The organism is Nitrincola sp. A-D6, from assembly GCF_000764495.1.
Classification (GTDB): Bacteria; Pseudomonadota; Gammaproteobacteria; order Pseudomonadales; family Balneatricaceae; genus Nitrincola.
The window spans coordinates 1-18,646 of the sequence record NZ_JRLB01000013.1 but is presented as its reverse complement, the minus strand read 5'-3'; the positions used below and the strand labels follow the sequence as shown (position 1 = coordinate 18,646).

The window sequence follows — 18,646 nt, the reverse complement described above, 5'->3', positions numbered from 1 at the left end:
TGAGTGCGTCTATGTCAGTTGTTGTTGCAGTAACCGGTGTCTCTACCCTGTTGGGTGAGAACCTGCTTGAAATTCTTGAAAGCCGGGCATTCCCCGTCGCGCGTCTGCTGCTTACCGATCCAGGTGAGGTCAAGGGACGTAGCGTGATGTTTTCAGGTCATGCAACCCGTGTGGTTTCAGCAGAAACGGCTGATTTTTCAGACGTTGAACTTGTATTTAATTGCCAGCCGGATGCTTTGCCTGAGCAGTTTGCTGCTACTCAGTTGGACTCTGGCGTGTGCGTGATAGACCTTTGTCCGGATGTTGAAGTTGCACAAACGGCGTTGTGTGTGGTGCCTGAGGTTAATTCAGAATTGATCAGGACTGGTGTGCACAATGGCTATTACGTATCACCTGCTCCGGCCGTTGTGGCGGCCGCGGCAGTACTGGCTACGCTACATGAACGCTTTAAGCTGCTGCGCCTTAATCTTACCAGCCTGAGCTCTGTGGCCGAGGCGGGTAAAAAAGGTGTAGAGGCCTTGGCATCCGAAACAGCTAAGCTGTTGAATGGTCGTGATGCTGAAGCCAGTTTTTTTGGTCAGCAGATCGCGTTTAATCTGCTACCTTTGACCGGAAAGGTTACCGAGTCGGGTGCTACGGATACGGAAACACAAATCATTACCCAGTTACGCCGTGTGCTTAATGATGAGCAGTTGGAAATAGCCGTCAGCAGTCTGCAATTACCACTTTTTTATGGGCAAAATGTCGTTTTACATGCGGAGTGTCAATTTCCTGTAGATTTAAATGAGGCACAATCCCTGTTACGTCAAGTGCCGGGAGTGAGTTGTATTGCCGATCAGATATGCTCTGCAGTAGCCAATGCCGCTGGCAAGGATGAGGTGTTTGTATCGCGTCTGAGAACTGAGCCGGATAATGATTGCGGCATCATGTTGTTTGCTGTCACGGACAGTATGCGCAAGGGTGGTGCGCTTAATGCGATACAGATTGCCGAGCAGGTGTTTACTCAACTTGACCATTGAAGGGGTTATACATAATACTTGGTATACTTATATTGGATAAGCAACTGCCTGTTTTGCTGGGACAATCAGTTTAGTTGCGGATCAAGAGGGAAAACAGATGCTGCGTAAACTTGCCTTAAGCCTCGCGATAGCCGGGGTGCTTGGAGTACCTAATGCAAATGCCCTGGGGCTTGGTGAGATAAATATAAGCTCGGCGCTGAATGAGCCACTTAATGCAGAGATTCGGTTGATGCAGGTGAGGGATCTTTCGCCCTTGCAGATTCAGCCACGCATGGCCGATGCAGATGAGTTTTCCATAGCCGGACTGAGTAAGTCTCGTTTTCTTAATGATATTCGCTTCCAGGTACAAGTGACGCCGGATGGTGCGGGCGTTATCCAGATGACTTCGACTGAGCCAGTAAGAGAGCCTTTCCTCAATTTTCTGGTTGAGGTGAATTGGCCAAATGGGCGTCTGGTCAGGGAGTACACAGTGCTGCTTGATCCACCGATGTTTGATCCTGCGCCAGTACGCGGGCAGGTACAACCGGCAGTTTCTTCAGCTCCCGCGCCCACTGCAGCAGCAATAACAGCCGCTCGACCTGCAGCAGAGCAACGCACACTGCCTACATCAGCCAATCAGATACATGTGGGTGCCAACGATACTCTTTGGGTGCTCGCAAACCGTCACAGACCCAATAGTTCTATTACCCCGCAGCAGATGATGGTGGCCTTGCAGCGTTATAACCCGCAAACGTTTCCAACTGCAAATATCAATATAATGCGCGCCGGTACGGTGATGGATATTCCATCTGTGGATCAGATTCGGGCGTTATCACCTGCTGAAGCATCAGCCGAAGTGGCTCGTCAAACTGACGCCTGGCGACAAGGCAGAAGTCAGTCAGCAGAAGCTCAGCCAACGCCTCAGGTAGAAACTGAGGTAGAAGTGGAAGCAGAAGCCACGTCTGAGGCTGTGGATGCGGCCCCTGACGAAGCTGAGGCTGAAGAAGTTGCGGCTGACCCTGAAGCGGAAGCAGAGACTTCTGGTGAGGCCCAGGCCGAAGCCGCAGATGCGCTGGCTGATGCAGAGCTGCGGATTGTAACGCCGGATGAGGTTGATACAGAACAGGAGACACCGGTAGCTGGTGATATGGCTGCGCGTGATGAGATGCTGCTGAGCTCAGAAGTGGCTGATGGCTTGTTACAGCGTAGTGAGGATCTTGATAGCCGCTTAATGGTTACGCAGGAGACTGTTGATAAAATTGAGCGTGAAAATCGTGACTTGAATGAAAAACTGGATGCGATTCAGGAACAGCTGGTATTAATGCAGCGTATGCTGGAGCTCAAGGAGCAGCAGATTGCTTCACTACAGGCTGTTGAGCAAGAGCCGGAACCAGAGCCTGCCGGGCTCATGGATAAAATCACCAGCTTACCGGTTGTGGGTGGTCTTGCTGCTGCGCTAGTGGCTGCTCTGGCGGCTTTGTTGCTATCAAGGCGTCGTCGCGACAAGACACCTAAGCCCATGTTTACAGCACCCGATAGTCTGTCGGGCGACAAGGTCGCCGCAACAGCTGCTGGCGTTACGGCTGTTGCTGTCGCGACAGATGACAAGGTGGAGGAGTCGTCAGAACCCGATCAAGCTGATGATACAGTGATGCCAGCCAGTGCTGAAGCTGATGATTTCTCCGATTTGGATCTGGACCTTGATCTTGATCTGGAGCTTAATGAAGATGATGATACTCGGGTTGTTGATGAAGAGTACGATCTGTCAGCTGAAAATGACTTCGATGACCTTTTGGGTGAAACCGAGCTGGGTGATGAGCCTGTAGTTGATGAAGATGTATCTGAAGTTGAGCCGGAAAAACTGGCTGAAGCTGATACTCCAGTTGATCAGGACGATGAAGACGATGAAGACGATCTGCTGGATGATTTGCTTAATTACGATGAGCCTGAGCCTAAAGACAGTGTTGAGCCTCTGATGACCAGAGCGAAGATGAACTCGAGTCTCTTGATGATCTGTTGATGAGCGATCTGTCTGATACAGATGACGAGTCGGCTGATGATGAGCCGGATGAAATCGTCCGGGATGATAGTGATGAACTTGACTTTGTTCTGAATGAGCCTGATGAAGGGATGGCTGATGCATCAACTAAAGACGTTGAGCCTGAGTCCAGTGCTGATGATGATCTCGATTCTCTGTTGGGCTCCATGGAGATTGAAGATGTCGAGACAGAGGTTACTGAAACAGAAGTTACTGAATCGGAGACCAAAAAGCCGGGTGAAAAAGTTGAGGATGAGCTAACGGCCAATATCGCTCATGATCTGGAATCTGATCTGGATGATGAATTGAATGATATGCTGAATAGCACTGATGATGATATCTCACTAGAGGAATCACAATCTTCCGATGAAGCCATCGATATGCTTAATGGGCTTAACCTGCTTGATGGTGCTGATGAGAATGAGACCAAATTGGATCTGGCACGTGCCTATCTGGAAATGGACGATGCTGAAGGTGCGCGTGAAATCCTTGGAGAAATTCTCGGGGAAGGTAATGACAAGCAAAAAGAAGAAGCACAGAAGTTGCTGGATAGTCTGAGTTGAGATATTGACTGAATGCTGGAAAACCCACCTTTATCAGGGGCGACAGATGTCGCCCCTTATCGTTATGCGGCCGCTGTAGAGTATTCAGGTGCGGCTTACCATGGTTGGCAAAAACAACGCCTCGACCCCATTCCCTGTATACAGGGAAAAGTGGAAGAGGCCTTGTCTCGTGTAGCAGACCACCCGGTTGATGTGATCTGTGCCGGGCGCACAGATGCCGGTGTCAGTGCCAGTTATCAGGTGATTCATTTTGATGCACTGGTACAACGACCCGAGCGCGCTTGGGTGATGGGTGGAAATACCTATCTGCCTGAAGATATTGCGTTGCTTTGGGTTAAGCCGGTTAATAAGGACTTTCATGCGCGTTTTTCAGCGCGGGCAAGACGTTACCGCTATATCATTTATTCGGCACCGATTAAGCCCGCCGTGCTGACGAGGGGGTAACCTGGACCTGGAAGGTGCTGGATGAGGTTAAAATGCAGCAAGCGGCCAGATTGCTGGTAGGTGAGCATGATTTCACTTCCTACCGTGCTGTGGCTTGTCAGGCTAAAAATCCGGTTCGCAGGGTTCAGCATCTTGAAGTATACAGGCAAGGTCGGTTGTTGATTATCGATATTAAGGCAAATGCTTTTTTGCATCATATGGTACGTAATATTGCTGGGGTGTTGATGAAAATCGGTGCAGGTGACGCACCAGTGGGCTGGGCTGAAGATGTGTTAAATGCGCGCGATCGCCGTCAGGGCGGGGTTACCGCATCGCCATCCGGGCTGTATTTCGTGGATGTAGATTATGAGCCTGAATTTTTACTGCCAAAAGCCGAGCTTGGACCCTTTTTCCTGTCACCAGCAGACTGACGCCGCATTCCCTGTCTGTTATCATAGCTGGCTTGGTGAAGCTTGGGGTTGTTATGCGGACACGGATTAAAATTTGCGGTATAACACGACAGGAAGATGCTTGCTGTGCGGCATTGCTGGGCGCTGATGCGTTGGGTTTTGTGTTTTATCCTCCCAGTCCTCGTTATATATCAGCTGAGCAGGCGGCTGATATCGTGGCGCAGTTACCAGCATTTGTAACATCGACTGCTCTGTTCGTTGATGCAGAGCGTACACAGATAGACAAAGTCCTGGCCCTGACTGGTATCGATCTGCTGCAGTTCCATGGCAATGAAGAGCCAGTATTTTGTGAAAGTTTCAATCGACCCTATATAAAAGCACTGCGTGTCAAAGAAGATACTGATATAGCTGCTGAAATAGCGCGTTATCCCAGTGCCAGAGGTATTCTGTTGGATGCCTATGTGCCCGGAATTCCCGGTGGAACCGGTATTACATTTGACTGGCAGCGTATTCCTGCTGAACTGCAGCAACGTATTGTGCTGGCCGGTGGGCTGCAGCCGGATAATGTAGCCGCTGCAGTTCAGCAGGTGCGGCCACTGGCCGTGGATGTGAGCGGTGGTGTTGAGGTGGCTAAGGGTATTAAAGATAGCGAAAAAATCAGACGTTTTATTAACGAGGTGAATCGTGTCAATTCAAACTGATCAGTCTGTAAAGCAAACCTACCCTGACGCACATGGACACTTTGGCCCATATGGTGGGCGCTTTGTGTCAGAAACCCTTATCGGCGCTCTGGAAGAGCTGGAAGGCGTGTATGAAAAATTATGGGCTGATCCGGCGTTTAAAGCCGAATTTGACCGGGATCTGGCGCATTATGTTGGTCGCCCATCGCCTTTATACCATGCTGAACGCTTGTCTCGTGAAGTCGGTGGAGCACAGATTTACCTGAAACGCGAAGATTTAAACCATACCGGCGCACACAAAGTAAATAACACCATTGGGCAGGCGTTGCTTGCCAAATTTATGGGTAAGCCTCGCGTCATTGCTGAAACGGGTGCCGGTCAGCATGGGGTTGCATCAGCGACGGTGGCTGCGCGCCTTGGTTTGGAGTGCAAGGTTTACATGGGTGCTGATGACATTAAGCGCCAGGCGTTAAATGTTTACCGTATGCGACTTTTAGGCGCTGAAGTGATTCCGGTAACATCAGGGACACGTACACTAAAAGATGCCATGAATGAAGCCATGCGTGACTGGGTCACTAATGTAGATAATACCTTTTATATCATCGGAACGGCGGCAGGTCCTCACCCTTATCCGAAGCTGGTGCGTGATTTTCAGTGCGTTATCGGCCGCGAAGCGCGCAGTCAGTGTCTGGACCAGACCGGGCGTCTGCCGGATGTTATTATTGCCTGTGTTGGTGGTGGATCCAATGCGATCGGTTTGTTTCACCCCTTTATCGAAGATACCTCAGTGCGCATGATCGGTGTAGAGGCTGGTGGGCATGGTCTGGCAACTGGCCAGCATGCGGCTCCACTAAGCGATGGTCGCCCGGGTGTGTTGCATGGAATGCGCACTTACCTGATGGAAGACGACGCGGGTCAAATCCTGCCCACCCATTCAGTATCAGCTGGCCTGGATTATCCCGGAGTAGGACCGGAGCATGCCTGGTTGAAAGATAGTGGTCGTGCTGAATATGTAGCTATCGATGATAAAGAAGCATTGGATGCCTTTCGCACACTGACCCAGGTTGAGGGTATAATGCCGGCTCTGGAAAGCAGTCATGCCATTGCTTATGCGATGAAACTTGCCAAAACAATGAGCAAGGATCAGAACATCGTAGTAAATCTGTCTGGCAGGGGCGATAAGGATATACATACTGTTGCCGAGCTCGATGGCATAACGATCTGACAGGATACTGGAAACTGATGAGCCGATTACAAACACGTTTTGAAAATTTGCGCGCTAGTGGTCGCAAAGCGCTGATCCCTTTTGTCACAGCGGGTGACCCAAATCCTGCCGTGACACTGCCCTGATGCATGCATTGGTTAAAGCAGGGCTGATGTCATTGAGTTAGGCGTGCCTTTCTCAGATCCAATGGCTGATGGCCCGTGATTCAGCTGGCCTGTGAACGTGCTTGGTACATGGTGTGCGCTTGCTGGATGTCATTGCCATGGTGGCTGAATTCCGAAAAACGGACAAGGAAACACCGGTTGTGTTGATGGGCTATCTGAACCCAATTGAAGCAATAGGTTATGAAAACTTCGCCGATCATGCCGTAGCAGCGGGTGTGGATGGTGTATTGACCGTAGATCTGCCGCCTGAAGAGTCGCATGATACCAGTCGCATGTTTACCGAAAAGGGATTGGATACCATCTATCTGATATCACCCGCGACGTCAGATGCACGTCTGCGTCAGATCTGTGCGCTGGGAACGGGTTATCTGTATTACGTTTCAGTGAAGGGCGTAACCGGCTCTGCGGCGCTGAATGTTGGTGAAGTAGCTGCTAAAATAGATCATGTCAGAAGCATGACCGATGTACCACTGGCGGTGGGCTTTGGTATTCGTGATCCTGAATCAGCGCAAGCCATTGCGGCAGTGTCTGATGGGGTTATTGTCGGTAGCGTACTGGTTAACCGGATTGCTGAACTGGCCGAAACACCGGAACAGATCCCCGAACAGGTTAGTCAACTGATTGCGGCTATGCGATCAGCCATGGATGCCTGAAACCAAATTTTAAAGCGGAAATGTGATTAACGATGAGTAGCTGGCTGGATAAAATTGTTCCCTCTCTGGTAAAACGTACAGAGCGCAGGCATAGCAGTGTGCCTGAGGGCTTGTGGGAAAAGTGCCCCAAGTGTGACTCGGTGCTGTATAAGCCGGAACTGGATAAAAATCTGAATGTCTGTCCAAAATGCGATCACCACATGCGTATTGGTGCACGTCGTCGTCTGGATATATTCCTTGATCCAGATAATCGTGCCGAAATCGGTGCAGAAGTCTTGCCGGTTGATCGTCTTAAATTCAAGGATTCAAAAAAATACAAAGATCGCCTGACAGCGGCAGAGAAAGACACAGGTGAGACTGATGCGCTGGTTGCCATGCGCGGTACGTTAGAGGGTACGCCTGTAGTTGCCGTGGCATTTGAATTTCGTTTTATGGGTGGCTCCATGGGTGCTGTTGTGGGTGAGCGTTTTGTGCGTGCTGCTCATCTGGCACTTGAGGAACGCATCCCTTTGATCTGTTTCTCAGCCTCAGGTGGTGCGCGGATGCAGGAAGCACTGTTCTCATTGATGCAGATGGCTAAAACCAGTGCGGCGTTGGAAAAAATGCGCCTGGCAGGTGTACCGTATATTTCGGTATTGACAGATCCGGTCTATGGCGGTGTGTCGGCGAGTCTGGCGATGCTGGGTGATCTGAATATTGCAGAGCCAAATGCGCTGATCGGTTTTGCCGGTCCCCGAGTGATTGAGCAGACTGTGCGTGAGAAATTGCCTGAAGGTTTTCAGCGCAGCGAATTTCTGTTGGAGCACGGTCAGGTGGATATGATCATCCAGCGAAGAGAAATGCGTACGCGCCTGGCTTCATTGATCGGTAAGTTGACAGGTGTTTCAACCGCGTGTCTGCTTCCTGCAAACGGTGATCAGCCAGACGCTGAAGTACCAGAACACTGATTCGGGAAGTCAGCGTGTCACAACAACAACCTGCAGCTGATGCCAGCCTGGATCAGTGGTTAAGTTATATTGAAGCTTGCCATCCGGCAGAGATTGAGCTGGGTCTGGAACGTATGCGCCAGGTCGCTGGCCATCTGGCGCTGGACCTGAGTAGCAGCTTTAAACTCGTCGTTGCTGGTACCAATGGTAAAGGCACCAGTATTCGCTTGCTGGAGTCGATACTTCAGGCCGCCGGACTTAAGGTGGGGACCTATACTTCACCGCATTTTCTGCGCTATAACGAGCGTATTACTCTGCTGGGACAAGCAGTTTCTGATGCACAGATCTGTGAGGCATTTGCCCAGGTAGAAGTTGCCCGCAAGGGTGTGCCGCTGACCTATTTCGAATATGGCACGCTGGCAGCTCTGATAATTTTCAGCGCGGCAAAGCCGGATGTACTGTTGCTGGAAATCGGACTGGGTGGACGCCTGGATTCGGTTAACCTGGTGGATGCGGATGTTGCACTGATCACAACAATTGCTCTGGATCATACAGACTGGCTTGGACCGGACCGTGAATCAATAGGTTTTGAAAAAGCGGGAATTTTCCGGCCAGGTTGTTTGGCTGTGTGTGGCGATCCACAGCCACCGGCCAGCTTATTGAAGCATGCTGCAAACCTGGGCGTTGACCTTCGAACTAACGGACAGGCATACCACTATAGTTTGGATGGTGATGCTCTCTGGGCTTGGCAAGGGCAGGACTTGGCAGGGCATTGCACAGCACTGTCATCACTGCCCTGTCCCAGCTTGCCTTTGCAAAATGCCGCGGCTGTATTGCAAGTTTTGCAGTTGATACCTTTTGATATAGCTAAGCAACACGTGGATGCTGGCCTGGCTAATGCGCGCTTGACCGGGCGGATGCAGCCAGCACGTCTTGCTGGTTACCCCTGTATTCTGGATGTGGCACATAACCCTGAATCAGCTACTTATCTGGCCTCTGTGTTGAGCCAACACCCAGTGTCGCCGACACATCTGTTATTGGGTATGCTGGCTGACAAAGACATGACGAGCGTTTGTGAAGCTTTGCTGCCAGTCGTTGATTTCTGGCACCTTGTGACACTGGATAACCCCCGAGGCGCCAGTGCCGATCAACTGAAACAGATATTGAATAAGCTTGGTGTCCCTTCTACATCAATGGCAGAATACAGCTGTGTCGATACGGCGCTGGCACAACTGCCGTCACAGCTGACCAATACGTCTCGGTTGGTGATTGCAGGTTCTTTTTTTACAGTAACAGATGCATTGAAAACAGTTGAGTGGACCGATGGACGTCAGGGATAATTTGAAACAGCGCTTGATCGGGGCCGTTATTCTATTGCTGATCGGTATTGCTTTTTTCCCATTGGTGTTTAATGCGGCAGGTTATGAAGAGCGTAAGCTAGACTCTCGTATTCCAGCAACACCCGAAGTGGTCCGGTTGGTGGAGACTGAGATGCCGCCCCCCGTCATAATAGAGCAGGCACCAGTCGCCCCCGTTACAGAAGCACCGGTCGTTTCGGCACCGGTTGCCGAAATAACCGAATCCCTGGAAGCGCTTCGACCCAGCCTCAATCCAGCTGAAGAAACTCCAGCGCTGGATGCTGATCAAGTCCCGGCAGCCTGGGCCCTGCAATTAGCCAGTTTTCGTCAGGAGTCTAATGCACGCGAACTAAGAACTCGGCTAATTAATGCCGGATACCGTGTCTATATTCGCCATGGTGAAGATGTGGTACGGGTTTTCGTTGGTCCGGAAATGCAACGTGGGCGCCTCGAAGAGCTCAAGCTATTGTTGCAGCAGGAATATGGTTTAGAAGGTATGATCGTGCGTTTTACCACGCAATAGTCAAACAATGAACACCGGCAGGGTAGAAATCGCTTGATAATGAACTGGGCAGACTGGGTAATTCTGGCAATTGTATTGATCTCATCGGTGATGAGTCTACGTCGCGGCTTTATTCGCGAAGCAGTGTCATTGTTGACCTGGGTTGCGGCCTTTATTGTTGGGCGCTTATTTTATGAAGTGCTGGCGGAGATTATCGCTAGCTACTTCGATGCTGTACCTTCGGTGCACCAACTGGTTGCTTTTCTTATACTCTTCATTGCGACGCTGATCGTTGGTAATCTAATTGGCAGCTTGATTGGATCATTGGTTAAAATGACTGGGCTTTCTGCCACTGATCGCGTGTTGGGTGTGGGTTTTGGCGCTTTACGTGGCGGTCTGGTGGTTGTCATTATGCTGGTGTTGTTGAAAATGACACCTGCCATACAAGACCCTTGGTGGAATGATTCGGTGTTGATCCCACATTTTTTAGTTATGGAAACCTGGTCGCGGGATATGGCTAGAGATATAGGTCAGATGATCTGGAACGCAGGTAGCTGATTTTCAGTTAACCTATCAAATTATCACCTCAGAGGTTGAATTCATGTGCGGTATAGTTGGCATTTTTGCCAGAAGCTACGTTAACCAGACTCTTTTTGATGCCCTGACAGTGTTGCAGCATCGCGGCCAGGATGCGGCCGGTATCGTTACATCTGAAGGTAACCGCTTCTTCATGCGTAAGGATAATGGACTGGTTAATGAGGTGTTTCGTACTCGCCACATGAAACGCCTGGTAGGTAATCTGGGAATAGGGCATGTGCGTTATCCAACGGCCGGTAGCTCCAGCTCAGCCGAAGCCCAGCCTTTTTACGTTAACTCACCCTACGGTATTGCGCTGGCACATAATGGTAATCTGACCAATGCCGAGCAGTTGGCTGATGATATCTTTCGTGCTGATCTTCGCCACATTAATACAACTTCTGACTCTGAAGTATTGCTTAATGTGTTTGCACATGAATTACAGCAACTGGGCAAGTTAAACCCCTCACCCGAAGATATCTTCGCGGCAGTATCCAAAGTGCATCAGCGTTGTCAGGGTGGCTATGCGGTCGTGGCCATTATTACCGGATACGGTGTGCTGGCATTTCGCGATCCGCACGGTATACGCCCACTGGTGTATGGCAAGCGTATTGTAAATGGCCAGGCTGAATATATGGTTGCTTCAGAGAGCGTCGCCCTAGATACCTCTGGTTTTGAGCGGGTTCGCGATATCATACCTGGCGAGGCGATTTTTATTGACCGTGATGGTGGCTTGCATCTGCAACAATGCACGCAACAGCAGACGCTGGCACCCTGTTTATTTGAGTATGTCTATCTGGCACGGCCTGACTCTATTATCGATGGCGTATCGGTACATGAATCGCGGATGTTGATGGGGGTACGACTGGCTGAAAAAATACTTAAGGAAATGCCCAATCATGATATCGATGTGGTGATCCCGATTCCGGATACCAGTCGCACATCAGCATTGGAGTTGGCTCATACGCTGGGCGTCACTTTCCGTGAAGGCTTTATCAAGAATCGTTATATTGGCCGCACTTTTATCATGCCGGGGCAAACCCAGCGTAAAAAATCGGTGCGTCAGAAGTTAAACCCCATCTCCAGTGAATTTAAAGATAAAGTGGTGATGTTGGTAGATGATTCGATTGTGCGTGGTACAACCTCCAAGCAGATTATCGAAATGGCGCGCGATGCCGGTGCACGCAAGGTGTATTTTGCTTCCGCTGCACCGGAAGTGCGCTTCCCCAACGTCTATGGTATTGATATGCCAACCGCATCGGAGTTGGTTGCGCATGGGCGCAGTGCCAAAGAAGTCGGCGACTATATCGGCTGTGACTGGATGCTTTACCAGGATCTGGATGATCTGAAATCCTGTGTTACCCAGTTGAACCCGGCAATCACAGTCTTTGATACCTGTGTGTTTGATGGCCAGTATGTCACTGGCACAGTTGACCGTGCTTATTTGGATCGTCTGGAACAGAGGCGTAGTGATGACGCCAAAAATCCCGTAAATAACACCGATCCGGATGCTGATATCGATAGTGATACCTCCGCTGATCTGCATACCCGAATTGAATAAGGAGCGGTTAATGTCCAAGGGTTTTGAGCGTGATGCACGTATCCAGTTTTCCCGTGAAGACTGCGAGCTGGATACTCTGGCAGTGCGTGCTGGACAGTGGCGTACTGATGAAGGTGAGCATGGGGATCCGATCTTCACCACCTCCAGTTTTGTGTTTTCCAGTGCCCGTGAAGCCGCTGCCCGATTCGGCGGTGAGGAACCAGGCAATATTTATTCCCGTTTTACTAACCCGACAGTGCGTGCTTTTGAACAGCGCATTGCCGCTATGGAAGGGGGCGAGCGTGCTGTTGCCACAGCCTCTGGTATGGCGGCAATCCTGAGTCTTGGGCTGGCACTGCTGAAATGTGGTGATCATGTCGTCTGTTCCCGCAGTGTATTTGGTTCCACCGTTTCGCTGTTTGATAAATATTTCAGCCGTGCCGGTATCACGACCAGTTTTGTTGATCCAACTGACTTGAACGCCTGGAAGGCAGCTATTCGACCAGAAACCCGTTTGCTGTTTCTGGAAACACCGTCTAATCCGCTGGCTGAGCTGACAGATATAGCCGCTGTGGCCGACATTGCCCATGCGCATGCGCCTTGCTGGCAGTCGATAACTGTTTCTTGACCCCGGCACTGCAACGCCCATTAGCGCTGGGTGCGGATGTGGTGATGCACTCGGCTACCAAATACCTGGATGGTGCAGGGGCGTTGTGTTGGTGGTGTGCTGGTTGGGCGTGATAAAGAGATGGAGGAGGTGTTTGGTTTTATCCGCACCGGTGGTAGCTGCATGAGTCCGTTTAATGCCTGGGTGTTTATGAAGGGGCTGGAAACCCTGCCGTTGCGTATGCGGGCACACAGTGAAAGTGCTTTAATTTTGGCGCAGTGGTTACAGCAGCAGCCTGGTATACGCAAGGTCTATTACTCCGGTTTGCCGGATCATCCACAGCATGCGCTGGCCTGTCGTCAGCAGCAGGGCTTTGGTGGCGTATTGGCCTTTGAGGTTGACGGTGATCGTGATGCCGCCTGGCGTTTCATTGATGCCACAGAGGTGGTGTCCATTACCGGAAATCTGGGTGATGTTAAAACCACTATTACCCATCCGGATACCACTACCCATGGACGTATGAGCGCCGACGAAAAAGCTCAAGCAGGTATTCGTGATAACCTGATCCGCCTGTCAGTTGGTCTGGAGTCGGTCAAGGATCTGCAGGATGATCTGCGCAGAGGGCTGGCGGCACTTTGAAAAACGCTTCTTTATGAGTCAATTATACCTGGCACCCATGGAAGGGGTGCTGGATTACACGTTGCGCGATTTAATCACTTCTATTCCGGGTATAGACCAGTGCGTAACTGAGTTTATCCGTGTATCTGATAGGCTTCTGCCCGCGTCAGTTTTTTACCGCCTGGCACCGGAACTGCATCAACAGGGTTGTACGCGTTCGGGTATACCAGTGTATTTGCAGTTGCTCGGTAATCATCCGTCATTAATGGCTGAGAATGCGGCTAAAGCGGCAGAGCTGGGCGCCCCTGGTATCGATCTTAACTTTGGTTGTCCGGCAAAAACTGTCAATAAGAGCCGTGGTGGTGCGGTGTTATTAACCGAGCCAGATCTGCTGTATGAGATAGTAGCTGCTGTACGGCGAGCTGTTCCCGCTACTATTCCAGTGACGGCTAAGATGCGCCTGGGCTATGTGGATAAGGCGTTAGCGATAGAAAATGCACAGGCCATTGAAGCCGCTGGTGCATCTACCTTGACGGTGCATGCCAGAACTAAGCTGGAAGGTTATAAACCACCAGCCCACTGGGAGTGGATCGCACGTATCCGTGAACAGGTGAAGCTGCATTTGGTGGCTAACGGTGAGGTCTGGAATGCTGACGATTATCAGCGTTGCCGGCATGTATCCGGCTGTGATGATGTCATGCTGGGGCGCGGTATACTGAGTAACCCTTTTCTGGCGGAAGTGCTATCAGGTAAAGCTGGAGCTATGTCCCAGTCTGACGCCTGGCAGCGGCTCTTACCTATGTTGGAGATATATCACCGTCAGGTGATTGATAAGGTGTCTGAACGCCATGTTCATGGGCGTACTAAGCAGTGGTTAAATATGCTGCAGTGGCAGTTTCCTCAGGCTCAGACATTGTTCACCGAGATACGCTGTGAGCGTGATCCGCTAGTGATATTGCAACACATTATACAGCAGCAAATGTTGCTGGCTTAGGTAAGCTGAGCTCAGCGCGCAGAATCATTCACTCTCAAGCTGACGGCGTTGCTGTTCAAGTTGCTGCTGCTCTTGCCAGGCCTCATACATCTCTTCATCACTGGGCTGGGTGATGGCTGAATACCAAACCGGCGAGGTTCCGAGTAAAAATCCGGCGACGGCCAGGGCTATCCCCAGGGTTTTAAGTTTTGGTTTGATCGATAAGCCTACCAGAACAATAATTACGCCAATAAAGTGCAGCGCATAAGTGCCGAATGAAGACATGTCCATGGTGATAAATCCTTAACTGCGTTCGCGGGATGCCAGAAAATCTTCAATATCATTGGTGATCTTAACATCAGTCCGTGGTACCGGAATAGTAAAGTCAAACACCTGCCGCCACTCAGTCGAGTCTGGTGTGCGTTCCCATACGGTACCCGCGTTATACTGAACCAGTTCAGGCAGAGCGGGATCCAGTTGGCAGATTTTTTCCAGTGGCACAGGTATCAGGTTTAAGTGCTCATCAGCGAGAAACTCCTCTGTTTCATAGCCGGTAAACATGCGCCAACCGGTATCATTCAAGTGCTCAGGTACAGTTTTGTACATAAAGCGAACTGGAAGTTTTTCATCAAACACCAGCTTTGAAACCAGCGCCAGAAAGCCATTTTTGGTTTGCGCTGTTTCATAGCCTGGCTCTGGTGCTGTATCAGGATTCAGGGGCTTCATAAGGTCCTCATTATAGAAAAACCCCGGCAAGCGCCGGGGTTTCGGTAGGGCTAAACGCTTAGTTTAGTGTCAGACAGCCGTTGTTGGAATAACAGAGGCCGCTTTATCAACATATTTTTCCATCTGATCGAAGTTCAGGTAGCGGTAGATTTCACCGGCCATACTATCGATTTTGTTGGCATAGGCCATGTATTCTGCAACGCTTGGCAGTTTGCCTTCCAGCGCTGCAACCGCCGCCAGCTCAGCTGATGCCAGGTACACGTTAGCTCCATTACCCAGACGGTTAGGGAAGTTACGTGTCGAGGTAGACACAACAGTCGCCTTGTCTGCTACACGTGCCTGGTTACCCATACACAGTGAACAGCCTGGCATCTCCATGCGTGCACCGGCTTTACCGAAAATGCTGTAATAGCCTTCTTCAGTCAATTGCGCCTGATCCATCTTGGTTGGAGGAGAGATCCACATCCGCGTTGGAATGGTCTTGCCTGAAGCTTCGAGTAATTTACCCGCTGCACGGAAGTGACCAATGTTGGTCATGCAAGAACCGATAAATACTTCGTCGATCTTATCGCCGGCGACATCAGACAGCAGACGTGCATCGTCTGGATCGTTAGGTGCGCAGAGGATAGGCTCTTTGATATCAGCCAGATCGATTTCAATGACGGTGTGGTAATCGGCATCTTTGTCGGCACGCATCAGTGATGGATTAGCCAGCCACTCTTCCATGCCCTTGATACGGCGCTCAATAGTGCGGACATCGCCGTAGCCTTCAGACTGCATCCATCTCAGCATGACGATGTTAGAGCGCAGGTATTCGGCTACAGACTCTTCAGACATGTTGATGGTACAGCCAGCTGCTGAACGCTCAGCTGATGCATCAGACAGTTCAAATGCCTGTTCTACAGTCAGATCTTCCAGGCCTTCAATTTCCAGAATGCGACCGGAGAAAAGGTTTTTCTTGCCGGCTTTAGCAACGGTCAGGTGACCTTCTTTGATCGCATAGTAAGGAATCGCATGTACCAGATCACGCAGGGTGATACCGGCATTACGCTTGCCTTTAAAGCGTACCAGCACAGATTCTGGCATATCCAGCGGCATCACACCGGTTGCAGCTGCAAACGCTACCAGGCCAGAGCCTGCAGGGAAAGAAATACCCAGCGGGAAGCGGGTGTGAGAGTCACCACCGGTACCGACTGTGTCAGGCAGCAGCATACGGTTTAACCAGGAGTGGATGATACCATCACCAGGACGCAGCGCCACACCACCACGGTTCATAATGAAGTCTGGCAGAGTATGGTGTGTTCCCACATCAACAGGCTTGGGATAAGCGGCTGTGTGACAGAAAGACTGCATCACCAGATCCGCTGAGAAGCCAGGCAGGCCAGATCTTTCAGTTCATCACGGGTCATCGGACCAGTAGTGTCCTGTGAGCCGACAGTGGTCATTCTGGGTTCGCAGGAGGTGCCAGGGCGAATGCCATCAACACCGCAGGCCTTGCCGACCATTTTCTGAGCAAGCGTGAAGCCTTTTGTAGATGCGGCTGGCTGCTCTGGCGTACGGAACAGGTCAACGGGTGGCAAGCCGAGAGTTTCACGGGCTTTCTGAGTCAGGCCGCGTCCAATGATCAGAGGAATACGGCCACCGGCACGCACTTCGTCCAGCAGCATCTGCGTTTTCAGTTCAAAACGGCACAGCTCTTCACCGGTTTCATGGTTTTTGGCGACGCCTTCATAAGGATAGATATCGACGACATCACCCATATTCATTTTCTCAACATCCATTTCGATCGGCAAGGCGCCGGCATCTTCCATGGTGTTGTAGAAAATCGGTGCGATCTTTCCGCCAAAGCAGAAACCACCGGCACGCTTGTTAGGAATGTTTGGCATATCATCGCCAAAGAACCACAGCACTGAGTTGGTAGCAGATTTACGTGAAGAACCCGTACCGACAACATCACCGACATAGGCGACAGGGAAGCCTTTGGCTTTAACCGCTTCGATCTGCTTCAGTGGACCGGTAACACCTGGGTCTACTGGCTCAATACCTTCACGCTCCATTTTCAGCATGGCATTGGCGTGTAGCGGAATATCCGGACGCGACCAGGCATCCGGAGCGGGTGACAGGTCATCTGTATTGGTTTCACCAGGGACTTTGAATACAGTCACTGTGATTTTTTCAGGTACTTCAGGCTTGGAGGTGAACCACTCGCCAGCGGCCCAAGAGGCCATAACTTCTTTGGCGAATGCATTTCCGGCATCGGCCTTTTCCTGAACATCGTGGAAAGCATCAAACATCAGTAAAGTATGCGACAGTGCTTTAACAGCGATAGGAGCCAGTTTTTCATTATCCAGGGCGGTAATCAGTGGCTGAATATTATAGCCACCCAGCATAGTGCCCAGCAGCTCGACAGCTTTTTCAGGCTGATCAGCGGGGATGTCGCTTCACCCTTGGCGATGGCATCAAGGAATCCGGCCTTAACGTAAGCGGCCTGGTCCACACCTGCAGGAACACGATTGCTCAACAGATCAAGAAGGAACTCTTCCTCACCTGCTGGTGGGTTTTTCACCAGCTCAACCAGTGCGGCAGTCTGCTCTGGATCCAGTGGTTTGGGTGGGATGCCTTCTAAGGCACGTTCTTCTACATGTTTACGGTAAGCTTCAAGCACGATATAGCCCTCATCTGTTGTCACTATCGAACATCGACAAAACAGCAGTCGATGTCGTTTCGAATTTGTTATCGAATGGTGATTGGCGCTGTGAATTCTAGCTTATAGGGGGGTAAAGTTAAGTTTTGTCGACAATCCGGAGGTTATACTTTGGATAAAGATCCTGCCCAAAAGAGCTGTTTCAGGTCTGCAAATTGACGCGAATCAACTAAACGTTGATCTCTGATTGCAAGGTTTCCGGGGGCTGCGTATAAAGAATACAAGCGTTATTAAGTCCATGAGGCTGTAAACATGAATGCACTGAATATACCTTTACATGATCCTGGCAGATTTGCTGAAAAGCTGCAGATCTGTTTCGAATTGCAAAAAAGTCGTTCGCTGATTTGTGAACAGGCCGATTCTGAGCTGGGTTTGTGTTACTCGTCGCGTTATATCAGTGCGGTGCCAAAGCATCTGAGAACGCATATACGCAGAATATATTTTGCTATTCGTAAAGGTGATTCCGGGCGTTTGACGGGTGCCCTTATCGATCTGTTTCTGGTACTGCGTGGCAAAGGTCGTCCTCTGGTCAATCGGGTAATCGATCAGGCGGAGCCCTTGTTAGACAAGTCAACACTGTCTGCATTGAGAAAGTTTGCCGATACCTCTGATTTTCGTTTTATCCGAAGTCTGCCGTTGCAGTATTCGGTGTTGGTGAATGGTAGTTTATCTATGTCACCACAATGCTTTAACCCCGCTCAGTTTGAAGAGTGTGCATAAGGAATTCTGTCCGTGGCAATTCAACAACCCTATAAAATTGGACTGTCGGGCTTCGGTCAATCAGAGCAAACCATGCTGGAGCTGTTTTTCAATAGCCGGCATCAGAAAACCTTTCAACTGGCTCCACCGGATAAAGCCAATGTGCTACTGCTGGATTTGTCAGGTGCAACCGGAGAGATGCAGTATCTGAAGCTTCTACGACAATACCCTGCTTGTGCCGGGCTCACGGGGATTGCCTTGAC

At 50.5% G+C, this 18,646-nt stretch carries 17 protein-coding genes and 3 pseudogenes; 17 read left to right on the top strand and 3 right to left on the bottom strand.

What is annotated here, in order from left to right; genetic code table 11:
• Window positions 1–11 precede the first annotated feature (11 nt).
• The 15 genes and pseudogenes from LH51_RS03270 (at window position 12) to LH51_RS03205 (ending at window position 14,275) form a co-directional block, all read left to right on the top strand.
• Window positions 12–1,019, top strand: a complete 1,008-nt coding sequence (locus tag LH51_RS03270) for an aspartate-semialdehyde dehydrogenase (RefSeq protein WP_036519691.1) — start codon at window positions 12–14, stop codon at window positions 1,017–1,019.
• Window positions 1,020–1,116: 97 nt separating this feature from the next.
• Window positions 1,117–3,018: a type IV pilus assembly protein FimV gene (locus LH51_RS03265; protein ID WP_036519689.1), complete on the top strand. Its 1,902-nt coding sequence runs from the start codon at window positions 1,117–1,119 to the stop codon at window positions 3,016–3,018.
• Complete coding sequence (locus LH51_RS03260; RefSeq protein ID WP_036519687.1) at window positions 3,018–3,599, top strand: FimV/HubP family polar landmark protein; 582 nt, start codon at window positions 3,018–3,020, stop codon at window positions 3,597–3,599. The genes LH51_RS03265 and LH51_RS03260 overlap by 1 nt, the downstream gene beginning before the upstream one ends.
• Window positions 3,600–3,611: 12 nt before the next feature.
• A complete protein-coding gene (locus LH51_RS23990) occupies window positions 3,612–4,043 on the top strand; it encodes a tRNA pseudouridine synthase A (protein WP_327124147.1) in 432 nt (143 codons plus the stop codon).
• A 14-nt stretch (window positions 4,044–4,057) separates the two neighbouring features.
• Entirely contained in the window at window positions 4,058–4,453 is a 396-nt protein-coding gene (locus tag LH51_RS23985; RefSeq protein ID WP_327124145.1) for a hypothetical protein, read from the top strand.
• 53 nt (window positions 4,454–4,506) lie between these two features.
• A complete protein-coding gene (locus LH51_RS03250) occupies window positions 4,507–5,133 on the top strand; it encodes a phosphoribosylanthranilate isomerase (RefSeq protein ID WP_036519685.1) in 627 nt (208 codons plus the stop codon).
• Window positions 5,117–6,337: a tryptophan synthase subunit beta gene (trpB, locus tag LH51_RS03245; RefSeq protein WP_200881852.1), complete on the top strand. Its 1,221-nt coding sequence runs from the start codon at window positions 5,117–5,119 to the stop codon at window positions 6,335–6,337. The genes LH51_RS03250 and trpB overlap by 17 nt, the downstream gene beginning before the upstream one ends.
• Before the next feature lie 17 nt (window positions 6,338–6,354).
• Window positions 6,355–7,154, top strand: a pseudogene (gene trpA / locus LH51_RS03240) (tryptophan synthase subunit alpha).
• Between the two features lie 32 nt (window positions 7,155–7,186).
• The gene (gene accD / locus LH51_RS03235; protein ID WP_036519683.1) at window positions 7,187–8,101 is read left to right on the top strand and encodes an acetyl-CoA carboxylase, carboxyltransferase subunit beta; all 915 of its coding nucleotides are present in this window, start codon (window positions 7,187–7,189) and stop codon (window positions 8,099–8,101) included.
• A gap of 14 nt (window positions 8,102–8,115) precedes the next feature.
• Window positions 8,116–9,420 carry a bifunctional tetrahydrofolate synthase/dihydrofolate synthase gene (gene folC / locus LH51_RS03230; RefSeq protein ID WP_036519681.1) on the top strand — a complete coding sequence of 435 codons (1,305 nt, stop codon included), beginning with the start codon at window positions 8,116–8,118 and terminating at the stop codon, window positions 9,418–9,420.
• Window positions 9,392–9,961 carry an SPOR domain-containing protein gene (locus LH51_RS03225; protein WP_144244154.1) on the top strand — a complete coding sequence of 190 codons (570 nt, stop codon included), beginning with the start codon at window positions 9,392–9,394 and terminating at the stop codon, window positions 9,959–9,961. The genes folC and LH51_RS03225 overlap by 29 nt, the downstream gene beginning before the upstream one ends.
• 39 nt (window positions 9,962–10,000) lie before the next feature.
• Window positions 10,001–10,498: a CvpA family protein gene (locus LH51_RS03220; protein WP_036519677.1), complete on the top strand. Its 498-nt coding sequence runs from the start codon at window positions 10,001–10,003 to the stop codon at window positions 10,496–10,498.
• Window positions 10,499–10,541: 43 nt separating this feature from the next.
• Window positions 10,542–12,077, top strand: a complete 1,536-nt coding sequence (gene purF, locus LH51_RS03215) for an amidophosphoribosyltransferase (protein ID WP_036519675.1) — start codon at window positions 10,542–10,544, stop codon at window positions 12,075–12,077.
• A 10-nt stretch (window positions 12,078–12,087) separates the two neighbouring features.
• Window positions 12,088–13,302 (top strand): annotated as a pseudogene (locus LH51_RS03210) (O-succinylhomoserine sulfhydrylase).
• Window positions 13,271–14,275, top strand: a complete 1,005-nt coding sequence (locus LH51_RS03205; RefSeq protein ID WP_235263483.1) for a tRNA dihydrouridine synthase — start codon at window positions 13,271–13,273, stop codon at window positions 14,273–14,275. The pseudogene LH51_RS03210 and the gene LH51_RS03205 overlap by 32 nt, the downstream one beginning before the upstream one ends.
• 24 nt (window positions 14,276–14,299) lie before the next feature.
• On the opposite strand, the gene LH51_RS03200 is transcribed toward LH51_RS03205, so the two are convergent.
• From LH51_RS03200 to acnB, 3 genes and pseudogenes are all read right to left on the bottom strand, one after another.
• Window positions 14,300–14,545 (bottom strand): hypothetical protein, encoded by a 246-nt coding sequence (locus tag LH51_RS03200; RefSeq protein ID WP_036519674.1) that lies wholly within the window; start codon window positions 14,543–14,545, stop codon window positions 14,300–14,302.
• Window positions 14,546–14,557: 12 nt separating this feature from the next.
• Entirely contained in the window at window positions 14,558–14,980 is a 423-nt protein-coding gene (locus tag LH51_RS03195) for an immunity protein Imm33 domain-containing protein (RefSeq protein ID WP_036519672.1), read from the bottom strand.
• A 69-nt stretch (window positions 14,981–15,049) separates the two neighbouring features.
• Window positions 15,050–17,645 (bottom strand): annotated as a pseudogene (gene acnB / locus LH51_RS03190) (bifunctional aconitate hydratase 2/2-methylisocitrate dehydratase).
• Window positions 17,646–17,936: 291 nt separating this feature from the next.
• Between acnB and LH51_RS03185 the strand changes: the two are divergent.
• Window positions 17,937–18,404, top strand: coding sequence for a hypothetical protein (locus LH51_RS03185; RefSeq protein ID WP_036519670.1), 468 nt, complete (start codon window positions 17,937–17,939; stop codon window positions 18,402–18,404).
• 12 nt (window positions 18,405–18,416) lie between these two features.
• A partial coding sequence (locus LH51_RS03180; protein WP_036519668.1) for a hypothetical protein occupies window positions 18,417–18,646 on the top strand: 230 nt, incomplete at its 3' end.

What these genes read in the sequence shown, in the direction of transcription:
- LH51_RS03220 (WP_036519677.1), top strand. Translation starts at nt 10,001, where the DNA reads ATGAACTGGGCAGACTGGGTAATTCTGGCAATTGTATTGATCTCATCG.
- LH51_RS03265 (WP_036519689.1), top strand. Translation starts at nt 1,117, where the DNA reads ATGCTGCGTAAACTTGCCTTAAGCCTCGCGATAGCCGGGGTGCTTGGA.
- LH51_RS03195 (WP_036519672.1), bottom strand. Translation starts at nt 14,980, where the DNA reads ATGAAGCCCCTGAATCCTGATACAGCACCAGAGCCAGGCTATGAAACA.
- LH51_RS03250 (WP_036519685.1), top strand. Translation starts at nt 4,507, where the DNA reads ATGCGGACACGGATTAAAATTTGCGGTATAACACGACAGGAAGATGCT.
- accD (WP_036519683.1), top strand. Translation starts at nt 7,187, where the DNA reads ATGAGTAGCTGGCTGGATAAAATTGTTCCCTCTCTGGTAAAACGTACA.
- purF (WP_036519675.1), top strand. Translation starts at nt 10,542, where the DNA reads ATGTGCGGTATAGTTGGCATTTTTGCCAGAAGCTACGTTAACCAGACT.
- LH51_RS03200 (WP_036519674.1), bottom strand. Translation starts at nt 14,545, where the DNA reads ATGGACATGTCTTCATTCGGCACTTATGCGCTGCACTTTATTGGCGTA.
- LH51_RS03185 (WP_036519670.1), top strand. Translation starts at nt 17,937, where the DNA reads ATGAATGCACTGAATATACCTTTACATGATCCTGGCAGATTTGCTGAA.
- LH51_RS03205 (WP_235263483.1), top strand. Translation starts at nt 13,271, where the DNA reads ATGATCTGCGCAGAGGGCTGGCGGCACTTTGAAAAACGCTTCTTTATG.
- LH51_RS23990 (WP_327124147.1), top strand. Translation starts at nt 3,612, where the DNA reads ATGCTGGAAAACCCACCTTTATCAGGGGCGACAGATGTCGCCCCTTAT.
- LH51_RS03260 (WP_036519687.1), top strand. Translation starts at nt 3,018, where the DNA reads ATGAGCGATCTGTCTGATACAGATGACGAGTCGGCTGATGATGAGCCG.
- LH51_RS03270 (WP_036519691.1), top strand. Translation starts at nt 12, where the DNA reads ATGTCAGTTGTTGTTGCAGTAACCGGTGTCTCTACCCTGTTGGGTGAG.